At 71.2% G+C, this 22,938-nt stretch carries 19 protein-coding genes; 11 read left to right on the top strand and 8 right to left on the bottom strand.

Translation table 11 applies throughout. From position 1 onward, the window contains the following. Positions 1-1,887: a glycosyltransferase family 2 protein gene (locus ACZ7OO_RS02955; protein ID WP_471500860.1), complete on the bottom strand. Its 1,887-nt coding sequence runs from the start codon at positions 1,885-1,887 to the stop codon at positions 1-3. A 146-nt stretch (positions 1,888-2,033) separates the two neighbouring features. Here ACZ7OO_RS02955 and ACZ7OO_RS02950 point away from each other — a divergent pair, with 146 nt between their 5' ends. From ACZ7OO_RS02950 to ACZ7OO_RS02940, 3 genes are all read left to right on the top strand, one after another. After that, the gene (locus ACZ7OO_RS02950) at positions 2,034-2,918 is read left to right on the top strand and encodes a serine/threonine-protein kinase (RefSeq protein WP_471500859.1); all 885 of its coding nucleotides are present in this window, start codon (positions 2,034-2,036) and stop codon (positions 2,916-2,918) included. A gap of 124 nt (positions 2,919-3,042) precedes the next feature. Then, positions 3,043-4,668, top strand: coding sequence for a succinic semialdehyde dehydrogenase (locus ACZ7OO_RS02945; protein ID WP_471500857.1), 1,626 nt, complete (start codon positions 3,043-3,045; stop codon positions 4,666-4,668). A gap of 96 nt (positions 4,669-4,764) precedes the next feature. Continuing rightward, positions 4,765-6,543: a GMC family oxidoreductase N-terminal domain-containing protein gene (locus ACZ7OO_RS02940; protein WP_471500855.1), complete on the top strand. Its 1,779-nt coding sequence runs from the start codon at positions 4,765-4,767 to the stop codon at positions 6,541-6,543. A 120-nt stretch (positions 6,544-6,663) separates the two neighbouring features. Here ACZ7OO_RS02940 and ACZ7OO_RS02935 read toward each other — a convergent pair whose 3' ends face one another. Further along, entirely contained in the window at positions 6,664-7,689 is a 1,026-nt protein-coding gene (locus ACZ7OO_RS02935) for an LAETG motif-containing sortase-dependent surface protein (protein ID WP_471500853.1), read from the bottom strand. 283 nt (positions 7,690-7,972) lie between these two features. On the opposite strand from ACZ7OO_RS02935, the gene ACZ7OO_RS02930 reads away from it, so the two are divergent. Next, complete coding sequence (locus ACZ7OO_RS02930) at positions 7,973-9,127, top strand: hypothetical protein (protein WP_471500851.1); 1,155 nt, start codon at positions 7,973-7,975, stop codon at positions 9,125-9,127. 688 nt (positions 9,128-9,815) lie between these two features. Here the strand turns inward: ACZ7OO_RS02930 and ACZ7OO_RS02925 are convergent. After that, positions 9,816-10,103 carry a chorismate mutase gene (locus ACZ7OO_RS02925; RefSeq protein WP_471500849.1) on the bottom strand — a complete coding sequence of 96 codons (288 nt, stop codon included), beginning with the start codon at positions 10,101-10,103 and terminating at the stop codon, positions 9,816-9,818. Positions 10,104-10,389: 286 nt separating this feature from the next. Here ACZ7OO_RS02925 and guaA point away from each other — a divergent pair, with 286 nt between their 5' ends. Then, a complete protein-coding gene (gene guaA, locus ACZ7OO_RS02920; RefSeq protein ID WP_471500847.1) occupies positions 10,390-11,970 on the top strand; it encodes a glutamine-hydrolyzing GMP synthase in 1,581 nt (526 codons plus the stop codon). A gap of 11 nt (positions 11,971-11,981) precedes the next feature. Here the strand turns inward: guaA and ACZ7OO_RS02915 are convergent, their stop codons facing one another. Beyond that, positions 11,982-12,485, bottom strand: a complete 504-nt coding sequence (locus ACZ7OO_RS02915) for a pyridoxamine 5'-phosphate oxidase family protein (RefSeq protein WP_471500845.1) — start codon at positions 12,483-12,485, stop codon at positions 11,982-11,984. Positions 12,486-12,624: 139 nt separating this feature from the next. Between ACZ7OO_RS02915 and ACZ7OO_RS02910 the strand changes: the two genes are divergently transcribed. Next, positions 12,625-13,419: a class II aldolase/adducin family protein gene (locus ACZ7OO_RS02910; protein WP_471500843.1), complete on the top strand. Its 795-nt coding sequence runs from the start codon at positions 12,625-12,627 to the stop codon at positions 13,417-13,419. Positions 13,420-13,424: 5 nt separating this feature from the next. Here the strand turns inward: ACZ7OO_RS02910 and ACZ7OO_RS02905 are convergent, their stop codons facing one another. After that, positions 13,425-14,312 (bottom strand): DUF4429 domain-containing protein, encoded by an 888-nt coding sequence (locus ACZ7OO_RS02905; protein ID WP_471500841.1) that lies wholly within the window; start codon positions 14,310-14,312, stop codon positions 13,425-13,427. A gap of 188 nt (positions 14,313-14,500) precedes the next feature. On the opposite strand from ACZ7OO_RS02905, the gene ACZ7OO_RS02900 reads away from it, so the two are divergent. Next, positions 14,501-15,778 (top strand): hypothetical protein, encoded by a 1,278-nt coding sequence (locus tag ACZ7OO_RS02900; protein ID WP_471500839.1) that lies wholly within the window; start codon positions 14,501-14,503, stop codon positions 15,776-15,778. Positions 15,779-15,931: 153 nt separating this feature from the next. Then, positions 15,932-16,462, top strand: a complete 531-nt coding sequence (locus ACZ7OO_RS02895; RefSeq protein ID WP_471500837.1) for a DoxX family protein — start codon at positions 15,932-15,934, stop codon at positions 16,460-16,462. A gap of 19 nt (positions 16,463-16,481) precedes the next feature. Here ACZ7OO_RS02895 and ACZ7OO_RS02890 read toward each other — a convergent pair whose 3' ends face one another. Together ACZ7OO_RS02890 and ACZ7OO_RS02885 are read right to left on the bottom strand one after the other, a co-directional pair. Beyond that, positions 16,482-16,691: a hypothetical protein gene (locus ACZ7OO_RS02890; RefSeq protein ID WP_471500835.1), complete on the bottom strand. Its 210-nt coding sequence runs from the start codon at positions 16,689-16,691 to the stop codon at positions 16,482-16,484. Then, positions 16,678-18,087 carry a PspC domain-containing protein gene (locus tag ACZ7OO_RS02885; protein ID WP_471500833.1) on the bottom strand — a complete coding sequence of 470 codons (1,410 nt, stop codon included), beginning with the start codon at positions 18,085-18,087 and terminating at the stop codon, positions 16,678-16,680. The genes ACZ7OO_RS02890 and ACZ7OO_RS02885 overlap by 14 nt, the downstream gene beginning before the upstream one ends. A 724-nt stretch (positions 18,088-18,811) precedes the next feature. On the opposite strand from ACZ7OO_RS02885, the gene ACZ7OO_RS02880 reads away from it, so the two are divergent. Together ACZ7OO_RS02880 and ACZ7OO_RS02875 are read left to right on the top strand one after the other, a co-directional pair. Beyond that, positions 18,812-20,104: an ATP-binding protein gene (locus ACZ7OO_RS02880; protein ID WP_471500831.1), complete on the top strand. Its 1,293-nt coding sequence runs from the start codon at positions 18,812-18,814 to the stop codon at positions 20,102-20,104. Then, the gene (locus ACZ7OO_RS02875) at positions 20,101-20,814 is read left to right on the top strand and encodes a LuxR C-terminal-related transcriptional regulator (protein WP_471500829.1); all 714 of its coding nucleotides are present in this window, start codon (positions 20,101-20,103) and stop codon (positions 20,812-20,814) included. Before ACZ7OO_RS02880 ends, ACZ7OO_RS02875 begins: the two co-directional genes overlap by 4 nt. Positions 20,815-20,980: 166 nt before the next feature. Here ACZ7OO_RS02875 and ACZ7OO_RS02870 read toward each other — a convergent pair whose 3' ends face one another. Next, a complete protein-coding gene (locus ACZ7OO_RS02870) occupies positions 20,981-22,039 on the bottom strand; it encodes a C40 family peptidase (protein WP_471500827.1) in 1,059 nt (352 codons plus the stop codon). A gap of 473 nt (positions 22,040-22,512) precedes the next feature. Here ACZ7OO_RS02870 and ACZ7OO_RS02865 point away from each other — a divergent pair, with 473 nt between their 5' ends. Beyond that, positions 22,513-22,866, top strand: coding sequence for a hypothetical protein (locus tag ACZ7OO_RS02865; protein ID WP_471500825.1), 354 nt, complete (start codon positions 22,513-22,515; stop codon positions 22,864-22,866). The last annotated feature ends 72 nt before the right edge of the window (positions 22,867-22,938 follow it).

Below are 22,938 nucleotides of genomic sequence, written 5' to 3'. Positions count from 1 at the left end.
TCACCTGCCCAGTCTGTCCAGCCAGCGGCGTGCCGTACCCGGCCGGTACGCCGGGCCCTCCAGTCGTAGCACCACGCCGTCCCGGACGACCGCGTACGCCACCGGAGCCGACGCCTTCGGGAAGGTCACCGGGTGGCGGCCGGAGGGGAGCTTGAGGCGGCCGGGGAGACGAAGGCGGGCCCCTGTCGCCTCGGGCACCAGCTCCGCCTCCACCGTCACCGTCGACACGGTCACCTTGACGGGTGCCGGAGCCGATCCGGCCGTCGCCGAGATGTACGGCAAGGGGAGCCCGCGATCGTCACGCCCGGCGTTCTTCTCGGCGGCCTCCGCCGTGTCAACGCCCAGCCTGCGCTGACGCTGGTCGATGTCCAGGGCCAGCTGGCCGCTGCCCGTCCAGTAGGGGAGGGCCAGGCGCCCGCCGGTCAGTGCCGGGGCGGCGGCCGGGGCGCCGTGGGTGCCGTCTCCCGTCATACGGACCATCCGGTCGATGCCCAGCAGGTGCACGAACGCCCACACGTCGTGCACCCCGCGCTCCAGCGGACGGCCGCCCGCCAGCCGTTCCGGGTCCAGGCGCAGTCGGCCGGACGCGACGAGCTGCGACCGGCCTTCCCCCAGGGACTTCAGCCGTACCTCCAGGTCGCCCTCCGGGTACCACCAGTCCTCCCGGTCCCGGTCCTTGACCACCAGCTCGGCGTAGGCCAGCCGGAACGGATCGCGGACCTCCCAGCCGTCCTCGGTGCCGGGCACGCCGGTCAGCAGCTCGGGGTCCAGCCACTGCCTCCCGTCGCGCTCGACGAGGACCAGCGGTTCACCGTCCCCGCGCAGCAGGCTCAGCGTGATGTCGGCGACCAGGCGGCCGTCCTCCCACCTCGGATCACCGACCTCGGTGCGGGCCTTCACCTCGCGGACGCGCTCGGCCAGCGCCACCGCGCCGTCGAAGTCGCCGCGTTCGAGGAGTTCGGCCCGCAGCCGGGAGACGGCCGGGAGGCCCTCGCGTACGGCCGCCGGGAACTCCGTCAGCGCCAGTTCCCGGGCCGATTCGAAGCGCGGTCGCTGCTCGGCGGGGTCCTCGCGGAGGATCTCGGGCTCGCGGGTGCGGGAGAGGATCTCTACGTGGTAGAGGCGGTGGAGAAGGCGGTTCTGCAGGGCGTCGAGGTCGTCGGAGGGGGGCGTGCCGTCCTTGATCTGCCCGACGATGGTGCGGACGTTGGGCCAGAACCCGTACCGGGGGTCGAAGCGGTGCCGGGTGTTGTTGCCGCCGTCGTCCCGCTTCATCCAGTAGTAGCAGGGGTAGTCGGCGAGGACGGAGATCCGCTCGGCCTTGAGGTAGGCGGCGCTGACGAAGAGCAGGTCCTCCAGGATCCAGGGCCCCTCCGGGAACCGCAGGCCGTGCTCCTCGACGAAGGCGCGCCGGAACATCTTGTGCGGCGACATGCTCTGCATCAGCTCGTCGTTCTCTATGGTGCAGGCGTCGACCGTGTGCCGGAACAGCCGCCGGGGCCGGACCATGGTGCTGGACATCTTGCCGAGTACGACGTCGGCGTCGTTGCGCCTGGCGTGCTCGTACAGCCGCTCCAGCGCCTCGGGGCCGAGCGTGTCGTCGTGGTCGACGAACTGGATGTACTCGCCTCTGGCGTGCCGCATGCCGAGGTTGCGCGGTGCACCGGGCCAGCCCGAGTTCGGCTGGGTGTGCACCTGGACGTTCGGATGGGCGGCGGCGATGTTCTCCAGCCGGGCCAGGGTGTCGTCGGTCGACCCGTCGTCGACGTAGATCACCTCGTACTCGTCGGCGGGCAGGCTCTGCCCCAGCAGCGACGGCGCGCACTCGTCGACGTATTTCCCGGTGTTGTAGACGGGGACGATGACGCTGACCTTGACTCTCGGCATTCCACGGACCTTACCTGCCCGGCCAAGAAGCGCGGCGGCACTGCCTGGGGTACTGCCCTCGCGGACTCAGCGCATGTCCATGGCACTCTGACCGCTCTGACCGCGCCGCTTCGACAAGGGTGTGGTGCGCAGGGTACTCATGTGCCATGAACGCAGACGGCGAACAGCCGCCCGACGGACGTCTGATCGGTGGCCGTTACCGGCTCGTCGAGCGCATCGGGGCCGGCCCCACCGGCACCGTGTGGCGCGCCCACGACGAACAGGACGCGCGGTACGTCGCCGTCAAGGAGCCCCGCCTGACCGGCGATCCGGCGGACGAGGAACGGCAGCGGGCCGCGCACCGCCTGCTGCACGAGGCCCGGGCCGCCGCCCGCGTCGACCACCCCTCCGCCGTCGCCATTCACGACGTACTCCTCGATGACGAACTCCCCTGGGTCGTCATGGAGTTGGTGGAAGGTGAGTCTCTCCAGGAAGCCCTCGACTCCCGTGGGCCCCTGTCGCCCGCCGAGACCGCCCGGATCGGCCTCGCCGTCCTCGGTGCTCTGCATGCGGCGCACGGCGTCGGCATCGTCCACCGTGACCTCAAGCCGTCCAACGTCCTTCTCGGAGTCGGCGGCGAGCGTGTCGTCCTCACCGACTTCGGCATCGGCGCGGGGCAGCAGGGGCAGGGGTACGGCGGCTTCGTCGCCCCCGAGTGCGCCGAGGGGCGCGGCGCCGGCCCCGCCTCCGACCTCTGGGCTCTGGGCGCGCTGCTCAGCACGGTCATGGACACCGCGGAAGGCCCTCTCGGCGCCCTTCTCGAGGGGCTCCGGGCCTCCGAACCCGAGGCCCGTCCGGACGCCCCGGCCGTCGCCGAGGTGCTGGCCTCCGTCGCCGGGGTGAGCCCGCCGCGGTGGGCCGTGGAACCCGCGCCATCGGTCCCGCCCGCCGCACCCGCCCCTGCCCCGCCGTCCCCGGACCCCGAGCCGCGGCGCCTCACCCCCCTCGCCGCCCTCGGCCTCCTCCTCGCCAAAAAACCGGAACGCGGCTGATCGTTCGCCCCGCGTCCTGATCAGCGCATTCCCCGCCAGTGATCACTGGCGGCATGTGTGTACTCGGTGAATCCGAGTTACCCACGGGTACCCAAAGGCCCCGCTCCCGAATACCCTGCGGCACATGACGGACTCGCAGGCCCCGGCACACGCACCGGCCCACACCGGCACGAACCCCCTCGCCCCAGCCCCCGCAGGGGCCAGAACGGCCGCCGACGTGGTCACGCCCGAGCTGGTCGCCCAGCTCACCAAGGGTGTCGTCGGTTCCGGACGCACGGCCAACCACACGCCCTTCACCGGCGAGAAGCTGGCCGACCTGCCCGAGTCCACCCCCGAGGACGTGGCGAAGGCCTTCGACGCGGCCCGCGCCGCACAGGCCGTATGGGCGAAGGTGCCGGTACGGCAGCGTGCGGCCGTCCTGCTGCGCTTCCACGACCTGGTCCTGGCCCGCCAGGCGGAGGTCCTCGACCTCATCCAGCTGGAGACCGGCAAGGCCCGCCTGCACGCGCACGAGGAGGTGCAGGCCGTAGCCGTCGCCGCCCGCCACTACGGCCGCAAAGCCCCCTCCTATCTCCGGCCCAAGCGGCACGCGGGCGCCATGCCCACCCTCACCAAGGTCACCGAACTGCGCCACCCGCGGGGCGTGGTCGGCCAGATCGCCCCCTGGAACTACCCCCTCGAACTCTCCGTCGGCGACGCCCTCCCCGCCTTCGTCGCGGGCAACGCGGTCGTCATGAAGCCGGACACGGAAACCTGCCTGACCGCCCTGTGGGCGCGTGATCTGCTGATCGAGGCGGGACTTCCCGCCGGTGTCTTCCAGGTCGTCCTCGGCGAGGGCCCGGTCGTCGGCCCCGAACTCGTCAAGCACGCCGACTACGTCTCCTTCACCGGCTCCACCCGCACAGGGCGCGAGGTCGCCCAGGGAGCGGCGGCCCGCCTTGTCGGCGTCTCCCTCGAACTCGGCGGCAAGAACGCCATGCTGGTCCTGGAGGACGCCGACATCGAGAAGGCGGCCGCCGGCGCCGTCCGCGCCTGCTTCTCCTCGGCCGGCCAGCTCTGCATCTCCATCGAGCGGTTGTACGTCCACGAGTCGATAGCCGACGCCTTCGTCGAGCGCTTCGCCGCCCGCACCAAGGCGATGCGCCTCGGCAGGTCCCTCGCATACGGCGCGGACATGGGATCCCTGGTAGGGGAGCGCCAGTTGGAGACCGTCATGCGGCATGTGGAGGAGGCCGTGGAGAAGGGCGCGACCGTCGTCGCCGGCGGCACCGCCCGCCCCGACATCGGCCCCTACTTCTACGAGCCGACCATCCTCGACGGTGTCGAGGACGCGATGGCCGTCTGCACGGAGGAGACCTTCGGTCCGGTCGTCTCCCTCTACCGCTTCAAGACGGAGGAGGAGGCCATCGAGCACGCCAACGCGACGCCGTACGGCCTCAACTCGTCCGTCTGGACGAAGAACGGCGGCCACGGCCGCGAGGTCGCCGCCCGCCTGCGCACCGGCACGGTCAACGTCAACGAGGGCTACGCCCCCGCCTACGGCAGCGTCCAGTCCCCGATGGGCGGCATGAAGGACTCGGGCCTGGGCCGCCGGCACGGCTCTGAGGGCATCCTCAAGTACACGGAGGCCCAGACGGTGGCCCAGCAGCGGCTGCTGCCGATGGCCCCCGCCCTGGGCATGGACGACGAGAAGTACGCCCGGTTCATGAGCACGAGCCTGAAGGTGATGAAGGCAATGGGGCTGCGCTGACCTACCCCGGGCGCGGGCCGTGTCGACATGCGGCTCCGCCGCGTCGGCGCGACCGACCACGAACCACCCGCACGCGAAACTCAACGAGGAGCACCCGTGCCCCAGGACACCTACGATTACGACGTCATAGTCGTCGGCTCCGGCTTCGGCGGCTCGGTGACTGCCCTTCGCCTGACGGAGAAGGGCTACCGCGTCGGCGTCCTGGAAGCCGGCCGCCGCTTCACCCGCACCACCCTCCCCAAGAACTCCTGGGACATCAAGAACTACCTCTGGGCCCCCGCACTCGGCTGCTACGGCATCCAGCGCATCCATCTCCTCGGCAACGTCATGGTTTTGGCGGGGGCGGGCGTCGGCGGCGGCTCCCTCAACTACGCCAACACCCTCTACGTGCCGCCGAAGGCCTTCTTCGACGACCCCCAGTGGCGTGACATCACGGACTGGCAGGAGGAGCTGCGGCCGTACTACGACCAGGCGCGGCGCATGCTCGGCGTACGGCTCAACCCGACGATGACCCCCTCCGACGTCCACCTGAAGGCGGCGGCGGAGAAACTCGGCGTCGGCGACACCTTCCATCTCGCCCCCGTCGGCGTGTTCTTCGGCGACGGCAAGGACGCCGACGGCGAGGCGAAGGCCGCGCCCGGCGACCAGGTCGCCGACCCCTACTTCGGCGGCGCCGGCCCCGCCCGCAACGCGTGCACCGAGTGCGGCGAGTGCATGACCGGCTGCCGGCACGGCGCGAAGAACACCCTCAACGAGAACTACCTCCATCTCGCCGAGCAGGCGGGCGCGGTCGTCCACGCCATGACCACCGTCGTCTCCGTCACCGACGACTCCCAGGGCGGCTACGCGATCGCGACGCTCCCCACCGACGACAAGAAGGCGAAGGGCCGGATCTTCAAGGCGCGCCGGGTCGTCATCGCGGCCGGCACCTACGGCACCCAGACCCTGCTGCACCGGATGAAGGCCGGCGGCCAACTGCCGTACCTCTCCGACCGGCTGGGCGACCTCACCCGTACCAACTCCGAGGCCCTGGTCGGCGCCCAGACCGACAACCGCCGTTACCGCAAGGCGCACGGCACCCCGCAGGCCGACTTCACCCGGGGCGTGGCGATCACGTCCTCGATCCATCCGGACGGGAACACGCACATCGAGCCGGTCCGTTACGGCAAGGGCTCCAACGCGATGGGCGGCCTGTCCATCCTCCAGGTGCCGTACGCGGAAGGCTCCTCCCGCGTCCTCGGCTGGCTGGCGAACGCGGCCCGCCACCCCCTTCTCGTGCTGCGCTCGCTCTCCAACCGGCGCTGGTCGGAGCGGACCATCATCGGCCTCGTGATGCAGTCACTGGACAACTCCCTGACGACCTACCTGAAACCGGACGGCGTCGGCAAGGGCCTGCTCACCGCGCGGCAGGGCCACGGCGCCCCCAATCCCAAGCAGATCAGGGCCGCTTCGGAGGCCGCCACCGTGCTCGCCGCCGAGATCAACGGCTTCGCCGGCAGCAACGTCGGCGAGCTGATGGGCACCCCGCTCACCGCGCACTTCCTCGGCGGCTGCCCGATCGGCGACTCGCGCGAGACCGGGGTCATCGACCCGTACCACCGCCTCTACGGCCACCCGGGCATCTCGGTCGTGGACGGCGCCGCCGTCTCCGCGAACCTGGGCGTGAACCCGTCCCTCACCATCACCGCGCAGGCCGAGCGCGCGATGTCCTACTGGCCCAACAAGGGCGAGGCGGACCCGCGTCCGCGACAGGGCGAGGCGTACGAGCGCCTCCGGCCGGTCGAGCCGCACAGCCCCGCGGTCCCGGCGGAGGCCTTCGGCGCGCTACGGCTGCCGCTGTTGGACATCCCGGCCGTACCCCCGAAGAAGAAGTAACCAGGGCGTCTCGCGCCTGGACGCCGAAGAGGGACCTGTGCCCCCCTCCGAGCCCAGGTCCCTCTTCATCCGGTGCGCGCGGGCCGCCGTACGACGGTCCGCGCGACCTCGTTCACATGGCTATGCGTCCGCCCCGGCCTTCCGGCGCCGCACCACGAACACCGCACCGGCACCGGCCACGACGGCGACCCCGCCGATCAGGCCGATGACCGGGAGCGCCGAGCTGGAGCCGGTGTCGGCGAGGTTGCCGGTCGGCAGGTCGGAGACATCGCCCTGCGGCCTCTTCACCGAGTCCTTGCTGTCGTCGTCGCTCGGCGTGGCCGTACCCGGGGCCGGGTTGGACGAGCCGGCCTTGAGGACTGTGAAGTCGTACTGGGCCCAGCCCTCGGCGATGCAGTCCTGGCCGTCGACCTTGTCGAGGTAGGCGCCGGAGCCGAAGGAGTAGGCGTCACCGGCGGGCGCCTTGGCGTCGACGGAGACGCGCAGGTCGACCGACTCGCCGGCGCCGGACTTGAGCTTCTTGACGTAGAAGAAGTAGTCGCCGGCCCAGTCGTCGCTGCCGATCCGGTCCCAGGAGCCGTTGTCGGGGTTCTTGAACTCCAGGTCGACGTACGGGCTGAGGTACTTCGCCTCGCTGAGCTCGTAGTTCTCGACCTCGGCGTAGAAGGCGACGTCCTGGACGTCGGTCTTGGACTCGTTGGTCACGACCAGCTTGAAGCTGTGGAAGCCGTCACCCGCGACGATCTTGCCGGGCAGGCCCTTGATGTCGGCGGACAGCTTGGCGTCGGTGAAGTCCTTGTCGAGGTCCTCGCAGTACGGGACGTTCGGGTCGGACGGGTCCTCGCTGGGCCCCGCCGACTCGGACGGCTCGGCCGAGGCGGAGGCAGACGCGCTCGCGCTGGCGCTCGCACTGTCGCTGGGCGAGGCGGAGGCGGAGGCCGAGGTGGACGCGGACGCACTGTCGCTCGCCGAGGCGGAGTCCGACGGGGAGGCCGAGGCGGACTCGCTCGGGATCTCGCTGGGTGCGCTCTCGGAAGCGGACGCCGACGGTGTGTCCTCCGCGAACGCGGCCGGCGCGGTCAGCAGGGCGACTGGCGCGATGACAGCCGTGGCGGCTGCCGCGGCCATGGCGCGGCGAAGCTTCATCAGGACCCCCGTGACTCAGGTGCGGCAGACGGATGTAACCGCTGGTTCTGGTGATGTGACCCGCGAATCCTGTGAATGGTTGCCTCCGCATTGACCGGATCCTTATGTGACGGTCGTCACTTCACCCCGGTGTGCCGAGTTGCCGTCTCGTGTTCTACACCGCCTGAGACGCGCTGTGGCCCACCCCTGGCGGATGATCGAAGCCGACCGCGAAGACGGGCATGTGCACAGCCGGTTCCAAGGTTATTCTCGCCCCCGTCAAACGGCCGAACGAGAGAGTGTCATGTCTGACAGACGGTCCGAGCAGTCGTCGGGGGACGAACCGTCGTCGTCCTCCTCCATACCCGATGAGGTGTGGGAGCAGTTCATTCGCGACACCGAGCGCGACATCCGCAAGTCCGCTCCGAAGGAGCCCTCCGCACGGGCACGTGAGGGAACCGAGCGGCTCAAGGAGCTGCAGGAGCCCGAGGGTTGGCGGACCGGGCCCGCCTGGCAGGAAACTGACGGGCGGGCCGCCCGGCGCCGTAAGGTCTGGGCGGTCGTCGGCCTGCCGCTGGCGATCGCCGTGGCCGTCGTGGCCATGCGGCCCTCGCTGATCCCCGGCGACCCCTTCGGCTCGTCCTCCGGTGCCTCCTCCGGTACCGACACCGCGACCTCGCCGCTCCCCGCCGAGACCGCCGCCCCGACCGCGCCGCCCTCCGCGGTCGCCGCCGACACCCCCACCCTCGACCATCCGTTCGCCGGTTCCCCGGCGCTGCGCTGGGCCGACGGCGCGGCCGGCATCGTGCTGCCGAAGGCCACCGCGCTCGGCTCGATCCCCAAGGACCGCGTCGAACTGGCCCTCCAGCAGACCAAGAAGCTCCTGGTCGACGCCAACCTCGACCCCGAGGTCGTGGCCGGCGCCCACCCCGATGCCGCCCTCGCGGTGCTCGACCCCCGGCAGCCCGGCCTGCTCGACGAGCTCAACACCGCGCTGCGCACCCCGAGCAAGACCCATGACCCGCTGTCCCTCTTCAGCCGCTTCGACCCCGAGGACGTGCACCTGGCCGGCCAGGTCGTCAAGACGCGCGGCCGGATCACCTTCGCCAAGGGCAAGTACGAGGGCGTGGCCGTGCACGCCGACTTCACCTTCGTCTACCCGGTCGTCCGTGCCGACGGCTCCGAGGTCACCCGCACCATCGTGCGCCGCGTCATCGACACCGAACTCTCCGACCCCGTGCACTACCAGGTCACCCCCGGCCGCCTGACCCTCCTGGGCTACGACGAGGACGCCGGCAACTCGGCCTGCGACATCGACGACGGCTATCTGCACCCGCAGTTCCCGTCCCAGGCGCCCACGGGCAGCGCCGCCCCGACCGGCCCGTCGATCGACCCGTACGACCGGAGCCGGAAACTCGGGAACGAGCCGGAGGGGTGCGGCACGGTGAGCCGTACCTAGCTCCACGCAACTCTGCGCCGCTCTGAGCTCTACGGCGGTCTGCAGCGGTCTGCGGCGCTCTGTCTGCGGGCAGGCGAAGGGCCCCGCGGGACGGAGCCGCGGGGCCCTTCTTCCGTCAGCACCGACGTCAGGGCAGCGTCGGTGCCGGGGAGCGGCGCCGGGGGGTTGCGCCGCTGGTCTCTGTGCCCTGCACCACCGTCCGTGCCCCGGGTCGCCGCCCCGCGTACTCGGGACGTACGGCAGGTCTCGACCTTTGACGGACGGTCGGCACACGGCAATTCCGTTGCCTGAACCGGGACTTGGGAGCTGAGAAGGCCATGGGAGCCTTCTAGGCATCGTGCTGGATGCACGAGGCCTCCGCAACCGTTTGACCCAGCCCTTGTGCATTTTTGCAGTTTTCCGCCGGTCGGCCCCGGGCGTCCCCGGAGCCGACCGTCTCTGGTGTGACCGGGCTGCTGTCCCCTGCCGTCCGGTCACGTGACTGGAGCGAGGTCCCACGACGCACAGCACGATCCGTACGTCTCATCGCCCCAGTGAGCCACGCGTGGTTCTTTCGGGCCCGCCCCTGGCTGACACGGACACCCCGTCCAACGAAGCCGTTCGCGTGCCGGTCACGCGCCGTACGGGTGAGAAGGCCCCGAACTCAGGTCCACCCGACTCAGGTCCACCCGACTCAGGTCCACCCGACTCAGATCCGGCCGCGGCACAGTTCGAGGAGGGTCATGGCGAGGGAGGTGCCCGGCCTGCCGAGCGCCTGGCTGTAGTGGCCGAGGACCTCCATCTCCCGGGACAGGTTCACCCGGCGGCCGCCGGAGGTGATCCGGGCCTCCTGGATGACGGCCGAGACCGCCATCCGTTCCTGGATCAGGCCGATGATCCGGTCGTCGAGCGTGTCGATGCGCTCCCGCGCACCGGTGATCACGTCGGCGGCCTCGGCGGTACGGGCGCCGGTCCTCTCGGCGGGGCTGACGGTCATGTCGGGGCTCCTCGTTCTCGGAAGGCGGGAGGCCCCGGACCGGCACGATCCGGAGAAACACCAGGCGCCCCGGACCTTGTCGGCCCGGGGCGCCTGGGGAAGTCGCTTGTCAGTTGCTCAAGCGGCACGACCATGGCAGCCGGCGGACCGGGTGCCATAGGTAAAGAAGAAGGTCGTCTGCGTGAGCATGGGGCGAGTATGCCACATCACCTCGTCGGGGCGTCCCGCGCCCGCCCCGTTAGAATCGGTAACCACAGACCCCTGCCCCACCGCCGGAAGGCACCCCGTGTCATCAGCGACTCCCGCTGCCGCCACCCCCGACACCGTCCTGGTCGTCGACTTCGGCGCGCAGTACGCCCAGCTCATCGCCCGTCGCGTCCGCGAGGCCCGGGTCTACAGCGAGATCGTGCCCAGCACCATGCCGGTCGCCGAGATCCTCGCCAAGAACCCGGCGGCGATCATCCTCTCCGGCGGCCCCTCGTCCGTGTACGAGGAGGGCGCCCCCCGCCTGGACCGCGCGCTCTTCGAGGCCGGCGTCCCCGTCTTCGGCATGTGCTACGGCTTCCAGCTGATGGCACAGTCCCTCGGCGGCACGGTGGACAACACCGGCGCCCGTGAGTACGGCCGTACCGACCTGCATGTCGCCAAGCCGGCCTCCACCCTCTTCGAGGGCACCCCGGCCGAGCAGCACGTGTGGATGTCGCACGGTGACGCCTGCTCCGCCGCCCCCGAGGGCTTCGCCGTCACCGCGTCCACGGACGTCGTCCCGGTCGCCGCCTTCGAGAACGACGAGAAGAAGCTCTACGGCGTCCAGTACCACCCCGAGGTCATGCACTCCACGCACGGCCAGCAGGTCCTGGAGCACTTCCTGTACCGGGGCGCGGGCCTGCAGCCGAACTGGACCACCGGCAACGTCATCGAGGAGCAGGTCACCGCGATCCGCGAGCTGGTCGGCGACAAGCGAGCCATCTGCGGTCTGTCCGGCGGCGTCGACTCCGCGGTGGCCGCAGCCCTCGTCCAGAAGGCCATCGGCTCCCAGCTGACCTGCGTGTACGTCGACCACGGCCTGATGCGCAAGGGCGAGACCGAGCAGGTCGAGAAGGACTTCGTGGCCGCGACCGGCGTCCAGCTCAAGGTCGTGGACGCGGAGGAGCGCTTCCTGAAGGCCCTCGCCGGCGTCTCCGACCCGGAGCAGAAGCGGAAGATCATCGGCCGTGAGTTCATCCGGGTCTTCGAGCAGGCGCAGGCCGAGATCATCGCGGACGAGGGTCCCGAGGTCGCGTTCCTGGTGCAGGGCACGCTCTACCCGGACGTCGTCGAGTCCGGCGGCGGCACCGGCACCGCGAACATCAAGTCCCACCACAACGTCGGCGGCCTCCCCGAAGACCTGGAGTTCAAGCTCGTCGAGCCGCTGCGCAAGCTGTTCAAGGACGAGGTCCGGATGGTCGGCCAGGAGCTCGGCCTGCCGGAGGAGATCGTCCAGCGTCAGCCGTTCCCCGGCCCCGGCCTCGGTATCCGGATCGTCGGCGAGGTGACCAAGGAGCGGCTCGACCTGCTCCGCGAGGCCGACGCGATCGCCCGCGAGGAGCTGACCGCGGCCGGCCTCGACCGCGACATCTGGCAGTGCCCGGTGGTCCTGCTCGCGGACGTCCGCTCGGTCGGCGTCCAGGGCGACGGCCGCACCTACGGTCACCCGATCGTGCTGCGTCCGGTCTCCTCCGAGGACGCCATGACGGCCGACTGGTCGCGCCTGCCGTACGACGTCCTCGCGAAGATCTCCACCCGGATCACCAACGAGGTCCGTGACGTCAACCGGGTCGTCCTCGACGTCACCTCGAAGCCCCCGGGCACGATCGAGTGGGAGTAGGCGAGTAGGCCCTATCTGCGCCTGACGGTGCGCAGGGGTTCACCGGGCTGCCAGAACTCGACGACCAGATAGGTGTCGTCCTCGACGTGGGTCCGTACGACCTCCGTCAGCTCGGTACGGAAGAGGTGGAACGGCTCCGGCGGTTCCACCTCTTGCCTGTATGCCCCCTTCACCGCCGTGTCCACGACCTCGTACGCCCGTCCGGCGAGCCGTACGTCCCCGCCGCCCATGTCGGTGCCGTCCCCCGGATTGGCCTGGAGCGCGAACCGCGGGTCGCGCAGCAGGTCGAGCGCCTTCACCGAGCCCGGCATCATGCCGAGCCAGAGCCCGCCGTCCAGGAACCGGACCTCCAGGCCCGAGGTGCGGGGGGAGCCGTCCTTGCGGAGGGTGGCCAGGACGTGGTGGCGGTGCGCGGCGAAGCGTTCCTCGACGGTCCGCGCCAGGTCGGGCGCGGCGACGGCGAAGTCCGCCCAGTCGGCACCGGCTGTTCCACCCGTAGGAGCTGTGCGTGTCATACCAGCAAGTGTGCTGCCAATACCCGACATCTTCTGTCGTGATTTGCTCGCGCGCGTCATCTTTACAGAACAGCTCTGTTTTCCTGCGCTGACCGACGGTAACTTCCGCCCGTAACACAAACCCAGTGCTGGAGGACCTATGCACGGGCCGACTCCGCCCCTGCCGCTGCCCACCGATCAGCTCCGGTTCGCGATGCCGCCGATGCACGACTCGCTCGACGACGAGCGCCGGCATCGCAAGGAACGGCTCGCGGGCGCGCTGCGGATCTTCGGCCGGGCCGGATTCGAGGACGGGGTGTCCGGGCACATCACCGCCCGCGACCCCGAGTACGCGAACTGCTTCTGGGTCAACCCGTTCGGCATGCCGTTCAAGCACGTCACCGTCAGCGACCTCGTCCTGGCCAACCAGGACGGCCAGGTGATCGAGGGCCGCTACCACGTCAACCAGGCCGCCTTCACCGTCCACGCCCAGGTGCACGCGGCCCGCCCGGACGTCGTCGCCGTCGCCCACTGCCACTCCGTGCACGGCCGCGCCCTGTCCGCCCTCGGCGACCTGCTCGACCCGATCAGCCAGGAGAGCTGCGCCTTCTACGAGGACCACGCCCTCTACGACGCCTACACCGGTGTCGCCGTCGACGCCGAGGAGGGCCGCCGGATCGCCGGCGCCCTCGGCTCCCGCAAGGCACTGGTCCTGCGCAACCACGGGCTGCTGACCGTCGGCGACTCGGTGGACGCGGCCGCCTGGTGGTTCCTGTCCATGGAGCGGTCCGCGCAGGTCCAGCTGACCGCGAAGGCGGCCGGCCGGCCGCTGCTCATCGACCACAAGATGGCCGTCGCCACCCGCGAACAGCTCGGCGGCGACCTGGTGGCCTGGATCAACTACCAGCCCCTGTGGCAGGACATCAGCCGCGCCGAACCTGACCTGCTGAGCTAGAAGCCTCAGAAACTCCTGAGCACGGCCGCCTTCGTCATCGCGAACTCCTCGTCCGTGAGCACCCCGTCCCGGTGCAGCTCGCCCAACTCCCGCAGCCTGCGCAGCAGTATGTCGTGATGGTCGGCCGACTGACGCGGTACGGCCGCCGGGGGCCGGTCCCGGTCGGCGTACTCCGCGCCCGCGCGGGTCGAAGGATGCGGCAGCCGGGCCGTGACCGCCGCCGCGACCAGCGCCGTCAGCAGATCGCGGCGGGCACTGCCCCACAGGTCCAGCGCGTAGGGGTCCCGCTCCGCCGGCAGCTTCGAGAACACCGTCTCCCGGGTCACGAACCGCAGAAACCCGTCCTCGTAGCCCGAGTTGGGCAGCCACTCCACCTGCACCAGATCGCCGATGCCGATGATCCGCGGCCCGGTCGCCCGCTTGACCCGGTCGGAGATGTCCGCCCAGTCGATCCGCACCTGCGTACCGTCGAACGACACCGTGCCGTCCGAGGACCGCACCGACACCGGCACCGGCGGCCCCGGCAGCAGGTACGCCTTCGTCGGCTCCGTGGGGATCTGGTCCAGCAGCAGCGACTGCCGGATCTCCGCCACGACGTACTCCGCCACCCCGGAACGGTCCGCGTCCACCGTCAGCCGATACGGATCCGCCGCCTCCGGCAGCCGCCCGCCCGTCGCCTGCAGCAACGGATCCGCGCCCTCGCGCAGCCGCATCCGCAGCCGCCCCCGTTTGCGCTCCGGCTCGTACACCACCCCCGACACCGCCTCCAGGGGTACGGCGATCTCCCCGTACGTCTGCCGGAACAGCGGTACGGAGCGGTGGCGTCCCGGCGTGATCCGGACCGTGCTGCCGTCGAAGGCCCAGGTCCCGTCCCGCTGGATGATCTCGGCCATGGGGGAATTCTCGCAGCCGGGTCAATCTGTCGGCCGTACCTTCACCCGTCGTGACCAACCTGCTGAACGCGAACACCGTGGCGTAGGGCACAATTCGCTCTCGACACAAGGGAGTTGCACGGCGTCGTCCGGCCCCGGGGAGGGCCCTGCGCGTCGTGCCCCGGGCGTGGGGAAGGCGGGCGTCGGGCGTGGCGGTGCAGGAGGCGAGGCAGGACGCCGGTTCGGGTGTCCACAGGGGCGGCTGCGCGTGCGGGGACTGTCCGCACGGAGCACGCGAGGGGCACCGGCGGGCGGTCGCCGAATTCCTCCTCAAACGGGACGAGTTCGCGGCCGGGCAGGGGCTGCCCGCGGCGGTGGCCCACTCCGCCTCCGCCTCCCGACAGTGGGTCTCCGAGGAACTCACCCAGTCAGCCGACGTGGTCGCCGTACGCGGCCGCGCCGAGGGCGAGGCCTGGCTCGCCCGCCTCTGGCTGCGCACCGCGTACACGGTCTGGGCAACCGTGGTGATCCTCCTCCTCGCCCAGTCCCTCACCGCGATCGGCGCGGGCTGGACCGGCGCCCGCACCGCCGGACTGGTCGCCGCCGTGGTCGTGGCCCTGGCGCTGACCGCCGCCTCCTGGTTCCACCGCTCGCGCGGCGGAGTGCTCGCCCCCGTGATCGGCGAGGACAACCGCATGTCCACCTCCCGCACCGTGGCCGCCTCCTGGGTCCTCTTCGTCGCCTACGCCGTGCTCGTCCTGGCCGGCCGCCTGGCCGCCGCCTCCTCTCCCGCCGACCGGGACGCCCTCATCTCCGGCCTCGATCTCGGCCGCGGCGCCGGTGTGGTGACCGTCCTCGCCGTGGTCTGCGGCATCGCTGTCCTGGTGCGCCGGGTGGTCGGCCTGCGCATTCTCGGCCAGCGCCTGCAGAAGTTGCGCGCCGACCGCCCCCGCGCGGCCGACCTGCTCACCGACGACTCCGGCCGGGGCACCTTCGCCGACATCCAGTACGTCCTGATCAGCGCCGTCGCCCTCGTCTTCGCCGCCGTACGCCTCGCCCGCCGCCCCGACCAGCTCCCCGACCTCCCCTGGGGTCTCGCGACGGTGGTCCTGATCTCCGCCGCGACCTACCTCGCCGGCAAGTACGCCGAGGGCGGCCGCCCGGTCATCCTCTCCGTCGTCCGCGCCCGCGAGGCCGGTGACCTGGACGCCCCCATCCGCACGGGCGACGACATCGAGATCCGCGGCACCGGCTTCGTCCCGCCCGGCGCCCAGAGCGCCGACCGCCTCTCCCGCATGGTCGTCCGCGTCGGCGCGGTCAACGTCCACGTGCCCCTGGTCCCCGTCACCGGCGGCTTCAGCAACCCCACGGACAACGTCCTCACCGTCCCCGTACCCGCCGAGGTGGAACCCGGCTGGGTGGAGATCCAGGTGGTGACAGCGGCCGGGGCGGCCACGAACCGGTGCGTGGTCGAGGTGACCGAGTAAGGGGACCTGAGGAGGCGGGAGAGCCCGCGGTCGGGTGACCAAGACCGGCCGAAATTCGGAAAAACCTCCGGAGGAGGATTGAGCGGGTCGCGGTTGTCGTACGTATCGTCTGTTGAGGGGCCTGGGTACAGCGGCGAGAGGCGGCTACTGGCGATGACTCACGGCATTCGTACGGACACGCACTCCCCTTATCTCGATGGCGCTCGCGGTCTGCGGGACACCACCTCCCGATATGCCCTCCTTCCGTTGCGGATCTTTCTCGGTGTCACCTACATCTACGCCGGCCTGGACAAACTGACCGACAGCGCCTTCCTGAAGTCCGGCGGCTCCGGTTCGATCGGTGACACCATGCGCGCGGTCCGCGACTCCGCAGCGATCCCGGCCCTGGTCGACCTGGCCCTGAAGAACCCCGTCGGTTTCGGCACCGCCATCGCCATCGGCGAGCTCGCCGTCGGTCTCGGCACCCTCTTCGGCCTGCTGGCCCGCCTGGCCGCCCTCGGCGGCGCGCTGATCTCGCTCAGCTTCTGGCTGACCGTGAGCTGGGCCACGTCCCCGTACTACTTCGGCAACGACCTCGCCTACCTGATGGCCTGGCTGCCCCTGGTCCTCGCCGGCGCCCCCTACCTCTCCCTGGACGCGATGTGGCGTGCCCGACGGCGACACCGGTCCGGAGGTCTGCGCTAGCTCCCCTCTCTGCTCTGCTCTAGCTTCCCGATGCGCGGCGGCGCCTGCGTATCGCCCGGGTCAGGGTCGCGGTCACGCCCGCCAGGAAGAGGCCGACCACCATCAGCGGGATGACCGCGAACCACTCGGTGTCCCACCAGCCGCCCGCGTCACCGGCGTAGGAGATTCCCGCCGCCGTCAGGAAGACGCCCACCACCAGCCGTCCGGGCTGGAACTCATGCCGCAGCACGACTTACCTCCACCTGTCCCGCGCGGACCTGGAGATCCAGGTCGAGCGTGCCCGTGTTCTTCGCGCCGCTCGTCGGCGGCAGCGTCACGTCCTTGTGCCTGCCCGGCTCCACGTCCACGTCCTTCTTGTTGTCACCGGGCAACTGGATGTCGCCCACCCCCACGTCGATACTCATCCGCACGGTCACGTCCGCCGGCACGACGATCTCCAGCCGGCCCGCCCCCACCTCGGCGGCCGTCGACACCGTCTGCCCCTTGGCGATGCGTATGTGCCTCAGGTCCAGGGTGGCGACGCCCGTACCCAGGTCGTACCCCGACTGCACCTGGGCCGCCGTCGCCGGGGTCCAGGACGCGCGCGTCCAGTGGGTGCTGATGTCGGACGGCAGAGCCGTCGCCGCGGCGAGCAGGGCCGCCGTGACGAGCGCCAGAAACAGTGAGCCGGCCCCCGTGTGTCCCAGGAACGAGCTGACCGCCGTACCCAGGCCGAACACGATCAGCGCGCCCGCCAGGCCGGCCTGGAGGCTGGTACCCAGCGGGTGCGTGTCCCACGTCAGGCCCGAGCCCAGGCCACCCGCCAGCAGGGCGAACAGGAACATCCAGCCGCCGATCCAGCGCGGTCCGCGCGGCCTCGGCGGCGTGCTCTGCCGGGCGCGTATGTCCTGGCCGTGGACCCACGGGGTACTCAGACGGAAGTCGAGTCCCGGGACGTCCCGGCCGCGGGCGTCGGCAGGGCCCCACAGATAGCCGGTGCCCCCGACGTGCGTGCCGTCCTTGACGATCGGGTCGCGCCACCACGAGGGGTAGGTGATCGAAATCGGCGGTGCCTGGGCCTCGGGAGGGGCGTCGGCGACGGCCTGCGCGGCCAGCGGATCGGGGTCGGGGGCGCCCCGCCGCCGCGACCAGTACCCGGCGCCCGCCAGCAGAACGGAGAGGACGACGGCGAACGCCAGCACCCCGCCGTTCCTGATCATCGTCAGCAGCACTCCGCAGCCGACCAGCGCGAACAGCACGGCCGCCAAGGCCTGCCCGTCGACCCGGCCGGTCAGCAGCTTGCGGACCTCGTTCTCCTCCTCTTCCTCGTACGGTACGAAGAGCCAGGCGAAGCCGTAGAAGAGGAGACCGATGCCGCCGGTCGCGGCCAGCACGGCCAGGGTGATGCGGAAGATCACCGGGTCCAGGTCGGTGTGACGCCCGAGCCCCGCGCACACGCCCGCGATCATCTTGTGCCGGCGGTCGCGCCGGAACCGGGGGAGCGCCTCGGCGGCCGCTTCCGCGCCGGCGCCGGTGGCGTCGGCCCCCGTCGCGGCGGGCGCGGCATCCGACGGCCCGGGGCCCGGGGCGGGCCGCGGGCCGGGGCCGGGTCCCGGACCCGTCGCGGCGTGCTCGTGATCAGTCATGAGTCAATGGTGACGGCCGAGCCGCCGCAACGGCAGTCGGGATGACCCTGGCCGAACCCTGAAATCGGCCCGGAGACCGGGCCGGGAAGCATTCGAACCGCGCGTTGGCCTTGGACTCCGGTCACTCGGCGCCGGAGGCCGTTCTTTGGTCTCGGGTTCGGGGCATTCGCCGTCGGAGGGCGTGCTTTGGTCTCGGGTTCCGGTCATTCGACGCGGGAGGCCGTGCTTTGACCTCGGCCTCGGGGTCACTCGCCGCCGGAGGCCGCGCTTCGGCCTCGGACTCCGGTCACTCGCTGCCGAAGGCCGGGCCGGGGCTGGCCCTCGCCGTCCGAAGTTCCGGCGCTCGCCGCGGGAAGTCCCGGGGACTCACCGCGGAAAGAGGGGACTTGCCGCGGGAGGGCGGGAAGCGGGGGCCTCTGCGGGAAGACGCGCGTTCTGCGGGATAGAGGACACGGGACCGCGGGATGAGGGCGCGGGGCGCGGGACAAGGGCGTGTGCTGCGGGGCGCGGGCGCGGACGTGGGGCGCGGGATCAGCGCGTGCTGCGGGACGAGGGCGCGGGAGGGTGAGAAGCGGGGGGTCCGCGGAATGGAGCGGGCGTACTCGCGGGCAGAGGGCGCGTGCGACTCGGACAACAGGCCCACCGCGGGGAAATCCGAAGATCAGGGGAGTCTCGGGGGCCGACCCTGATGCTCGGGGACTCGCGGCGTGTGAACATCGGTGGCATGCCGGATGCCGCAGCAGTGCCCCTCGACGACCCGCGGCCGCCGCGCAAGCTCTACCGCAGCAGCGACGGCCGTTGGCTCGGTGGGGTGGCGCGGGGCCTTGCGGGGCATCTCGGCCTGCCCGTCGTGTGGGTGCGGCTGGTCTTCGTCGGCCTGTTCATGGCCAACGGCCTCGGCGCGCTGCTGTATGCCGCGTTCTGGTTCTTCGTACCCCTCGGTGTGGGAGGTGTCGGCGGCCAGAAACCGCCCTCCCTGGTCACCACCGAGAACTCGGCGGACGGCCGCCGCAGACTCATCGCCCGTAAGCCCGACAGAGGCCAGATCGTCGCGCTGCTCCTCATGGTCGTCGTGTCCATGGTTTTCGTGGGCAGCGTCAACCTCACCAGCGCCGCCAAGGCCTACCTCCTGCCCGCGGTCCTGGTAGCCGCCGGTGTAGCGCTGGTCTGGCGCCAGGCGGACAACGCCCGCCGGGCCCGCTGGGTCGAGGTCGGCAGTCGGCGTCGTACGCTCTCGCTGCTGCGCGCTGGCGTAGGCGTCCTGCTCGTCACCGCAGGGGTCTCGGGCGTCTTCGTCATGCAGGGCTCGGCCGCGCACATCGGGGCGGTGCTCCAGGCATCGCTCGCCGTTCTCGTCGGCATCACGCTGCTCGCCGGGCCGTATCTCGTGCGGATGACCCAGGACCTCTCCGAGGAGCGGCTGATGCGTATCCGCGCGCAGGAGCGCGCCGAGGTCGCCGCCCATGTCCACGACTCCGTGCTGCACACCCTCACCCTGATCCAGCGCAACGCGGAGAGCGCGAACGAGGTGCGCCGCCTCGCCCGCGCCCAGGAGCGCGACCTGCGCACCTGGCTCTACAAGCCCGAGGGCACCGGCAAGGACGAGGCCGACGAACCCGCCACCCTCGCCGACGCCGTCCGGCGCAACGCGGCGGAGGTGGAGGACAAGCACGGCGTCCCCATCGAGGTCGTCGTGGTCGGGGACTGCCCGCTCGACGAGCGGACGGGCGCACAGATGCAGGCCGCGCGCGAGGCGATGGTCAACGCGGCCAAGTACGGTGGCGAGGGCGGCGCCGTCCAGGTCTACGCCGAAGTCGAGGGCAGGACGGTCTTCGTGTCCGTCCGCGATCGCGGTCCTGGCTTCGACCTCGACTCGATACCCGCCGACCGCATGGGCGTCAGAGAATCGATCATCGGCCGTATGGAGCGCCACGGCGGCACGGCACGGTTGCGGTCCGTGCCGGGCGGCGGCACGGAGGTCGAACTGGAGATGGAGAGGGCGGAGAAGACGTCATGAGCGACGCGACCGAGGCGAACGGCCCGGCGGAAGGCACGGAGAAGGCCGGGCGTCGGGTGCGCGTGGTCCTCGTCGACGACCACCGGATGTTCCGTACCGGTGTGCAGGCCGAGATCGGACAGACCGAACAGACCGGCGTCGAGGTGGTCGGCGAGGCCGCCGACGTCGACCAGGCGGTCTCGGTGATCACTGCGACCCGGCCCGAGGTGGTCCTCCTGGACGTGCACCTGCCGGGCGGCGGCGGGGTCGAAGTGCTGCGCCGGTGTGCCCCGTTGACGGCGGACGCCGACCGGCCGGTGCGCTTCCTCGCGCTCTCCGTGTCGGACGCGGCCGAGGACGTCATCGGGGTGATCCGCGGCGGCGCCCGCGGCTATGTCACCAAGACGATCACCGGCACCGACCTGGTCGACTCGATCTTCCGTGTGCAGGAGGGCGACGCCGTCTTCTCCCCGCGGCTGGCCGGGTTCGTCCTGGACGCCTTCGCCTCCACCGACGCCCCGCCGGTGGACGAGGACCTCGACCGCCTCACCCAGCGCGAGCGCGAGGTCCTGCGCCTCATCGCCCGCGGCTACGCCTACAAGGAGATCGCCAAGCAGCTGTTCATCTCCGTCAAGACGGTCGAGTCCCATGTGTCGGCGGTGCTGCGGAAGCTGCAGCTGTCGAACCGGCATGAGCTGACCCGCTGGGCGACGGCGCGCCGCCTGGTCTGACCATCCCGTAGGCGTCCCAACGATCACACCGTTACGCCGTGCCCGACGGGAGGCAACTGGACGTCTATCCGGAAAGAGCGAGCTGGACGACCTCGGCCGTTGACTGTGGCTCGGAGGTATCGACGACGGCGCGTGATACCTGCCTCACCGTCAGGCCGACGAGCTGTCACGCCACCCGTGTCGCCCCCGCGAACGGCATCTCGTCGATGGGGGCGATCCGTACCGGCGCCGACGGGTTGGGGGCGTGGATCATCTCGCCGTTGCCGATGTAGATGCCGACGTGACTGATGCCGGAGTAGAAGAACACCAGGTCGCCCGGCTGGAGTTCGGAGCGGGAGACACGGCGGCCGGCGTTGACCTGGGCGTAGGTGGTGCGGGGGATGGAGACGCCGGCGGAGCGGTAGGCGGCCTGGGCGAGTCCCGAGCAGTCGAAGGCATGGGGGCCGGTGGCGCCCCAGACATAGGGGCTGCCGAGCTTGGCGTAGGCGTACGCCACGGCGGCCGCGGCACGGGAGTCGGGGGCGGCGATGCTGCCCGGGGCCAGGGTGGCGCGGGCGCCGGAGGTCGAGCGGGAGGCGCGTGAGGAGGCGCCGTCCGCCGTGACCGCCGCCCGTTGCTGGGGCGAGAGCCGGTCCAGCAGCCGCCGGGCCTCGCCGAGCCTGCCGTTGACGGCGGTCTTCTGCCGCTTCAGTTCGGCCTGCCGGGACCGCAGCGACGTCAGCTCGACGTGCGCCGCGCCGCGCAGCTGCTCGATCTCCCGCAGTTGCCGACGCACCCGTGCCACCGCGCCGGCCTGCCGGGCACCGGCCCGTTCGGCGAACGCGGCGTCGTCCAGGTATTGGTCGGGGTCGCTGGAGAGCGCCAGTTGCCACGCCGGATCGATACCGCCGTCGCGGTACTGAGCTGCCGCTGCCGAACCGAGTGCGTCCCGCGCGGAGTTGAGCTTCTCCTGCTTGCGGGCGGTCTCGTCCTGCAGCGCCTTGAGCCGCCGCTGGGCCGCGTCGACCTTCTCCCTCGCACCGTCGTACTTCTCCGTGGCGGCCTCGGCCTCCTGGTACAGCTGGTCCACCTTGGCCTTCACCTGCGCCGGTGTCAGCTGCGGCTCGGCGTGTCCGGTCCCGTCGAAGCCCGTCGCGGTGGCCGCGCCCGCCAGGGCGAGGGTGGCGGCCGTGCGGGCCGTATTGCCGCTGAGGGAGCGCTGTCGGGGCTTGCGGTGCGCTGCCACCTGGACTGGTCACGTCCTTTCGTACGACCGCCGTGTCGCCCGTACGCACACCAGGAGGAGCGCGCATACGGCCGCAGGGGTGCGGATTAGGCGTCCGGCGGCGGCCCGCACAGGGGGAGCGGGCCGCCGCCGGACTTTCTCGGCGGTGGTGTCCGACTGCCGCCCCTGGCCCGGGCGGCGGTGGGGAGTCGGTCACCTGGGGGAGGACGCTAGGCCGGAGTGTGTCGGCTCGGTAACGCGATGCACGGAATTGGCGTGGCCGGATCGTTACCCGACGGTATGTGACCGGGATTCCGGTCCGGAGTCGTCGGCTTCGCGGGGTGGGATGACCGAAGCGGCGGTTCGGGGGCGCGCGGGAGACACGGAGTGCTATGGGGTGCATAAATGCGATGCCGTGCAAGTGAGTAGCGGCGGGCGCCGAGGGAGGGGCCGGTGCCCGGTGCCCCATGGGGCCCTGATTAGGCTCCGGGGCCATGGACGTACTCATCCATCTCTTCGTCGGCCTGCACATCATCGGCATTGCCGCGCTCCTCGGCGGCTTCCTCACCCAGATGAAGGCGATGGGTCAGGGCACGGCCCGGTTCGTCCCCGGGATGCTGCACGGCGCGTTCACCATGCTCGCGACCGGTGTGATCCTGGTCGGCCTCAACGAGGCCGACGACCACCACGTCAACACGATCAAGATCGGCGTGAAGCTCGCGCTGCTGATCGTGATCCTCGGGCTCGTCTATGTGAAACGGGACGACGAGAAGGCGGAGAAGGGCGCCTTCGGCCTGGTGGGCCTGCTGACCATGGCGAACATCTTCATCGCCGTGCTGTGGACGTGACCCTCAGGAAGCCCTCCTGAGGGCGGCGCGAGTCGCGCCGCGTCGGCGGCCGCCGCCAGTGTGGACCCCAGC

Source organism: Streptomyces sp. NPDC111744, from assembly GCF_055634995.1.
Note: the sequence above shows the minus strand (reverse complement) of the source record. Positions and strands in the feature narration are given on the sequence as shown.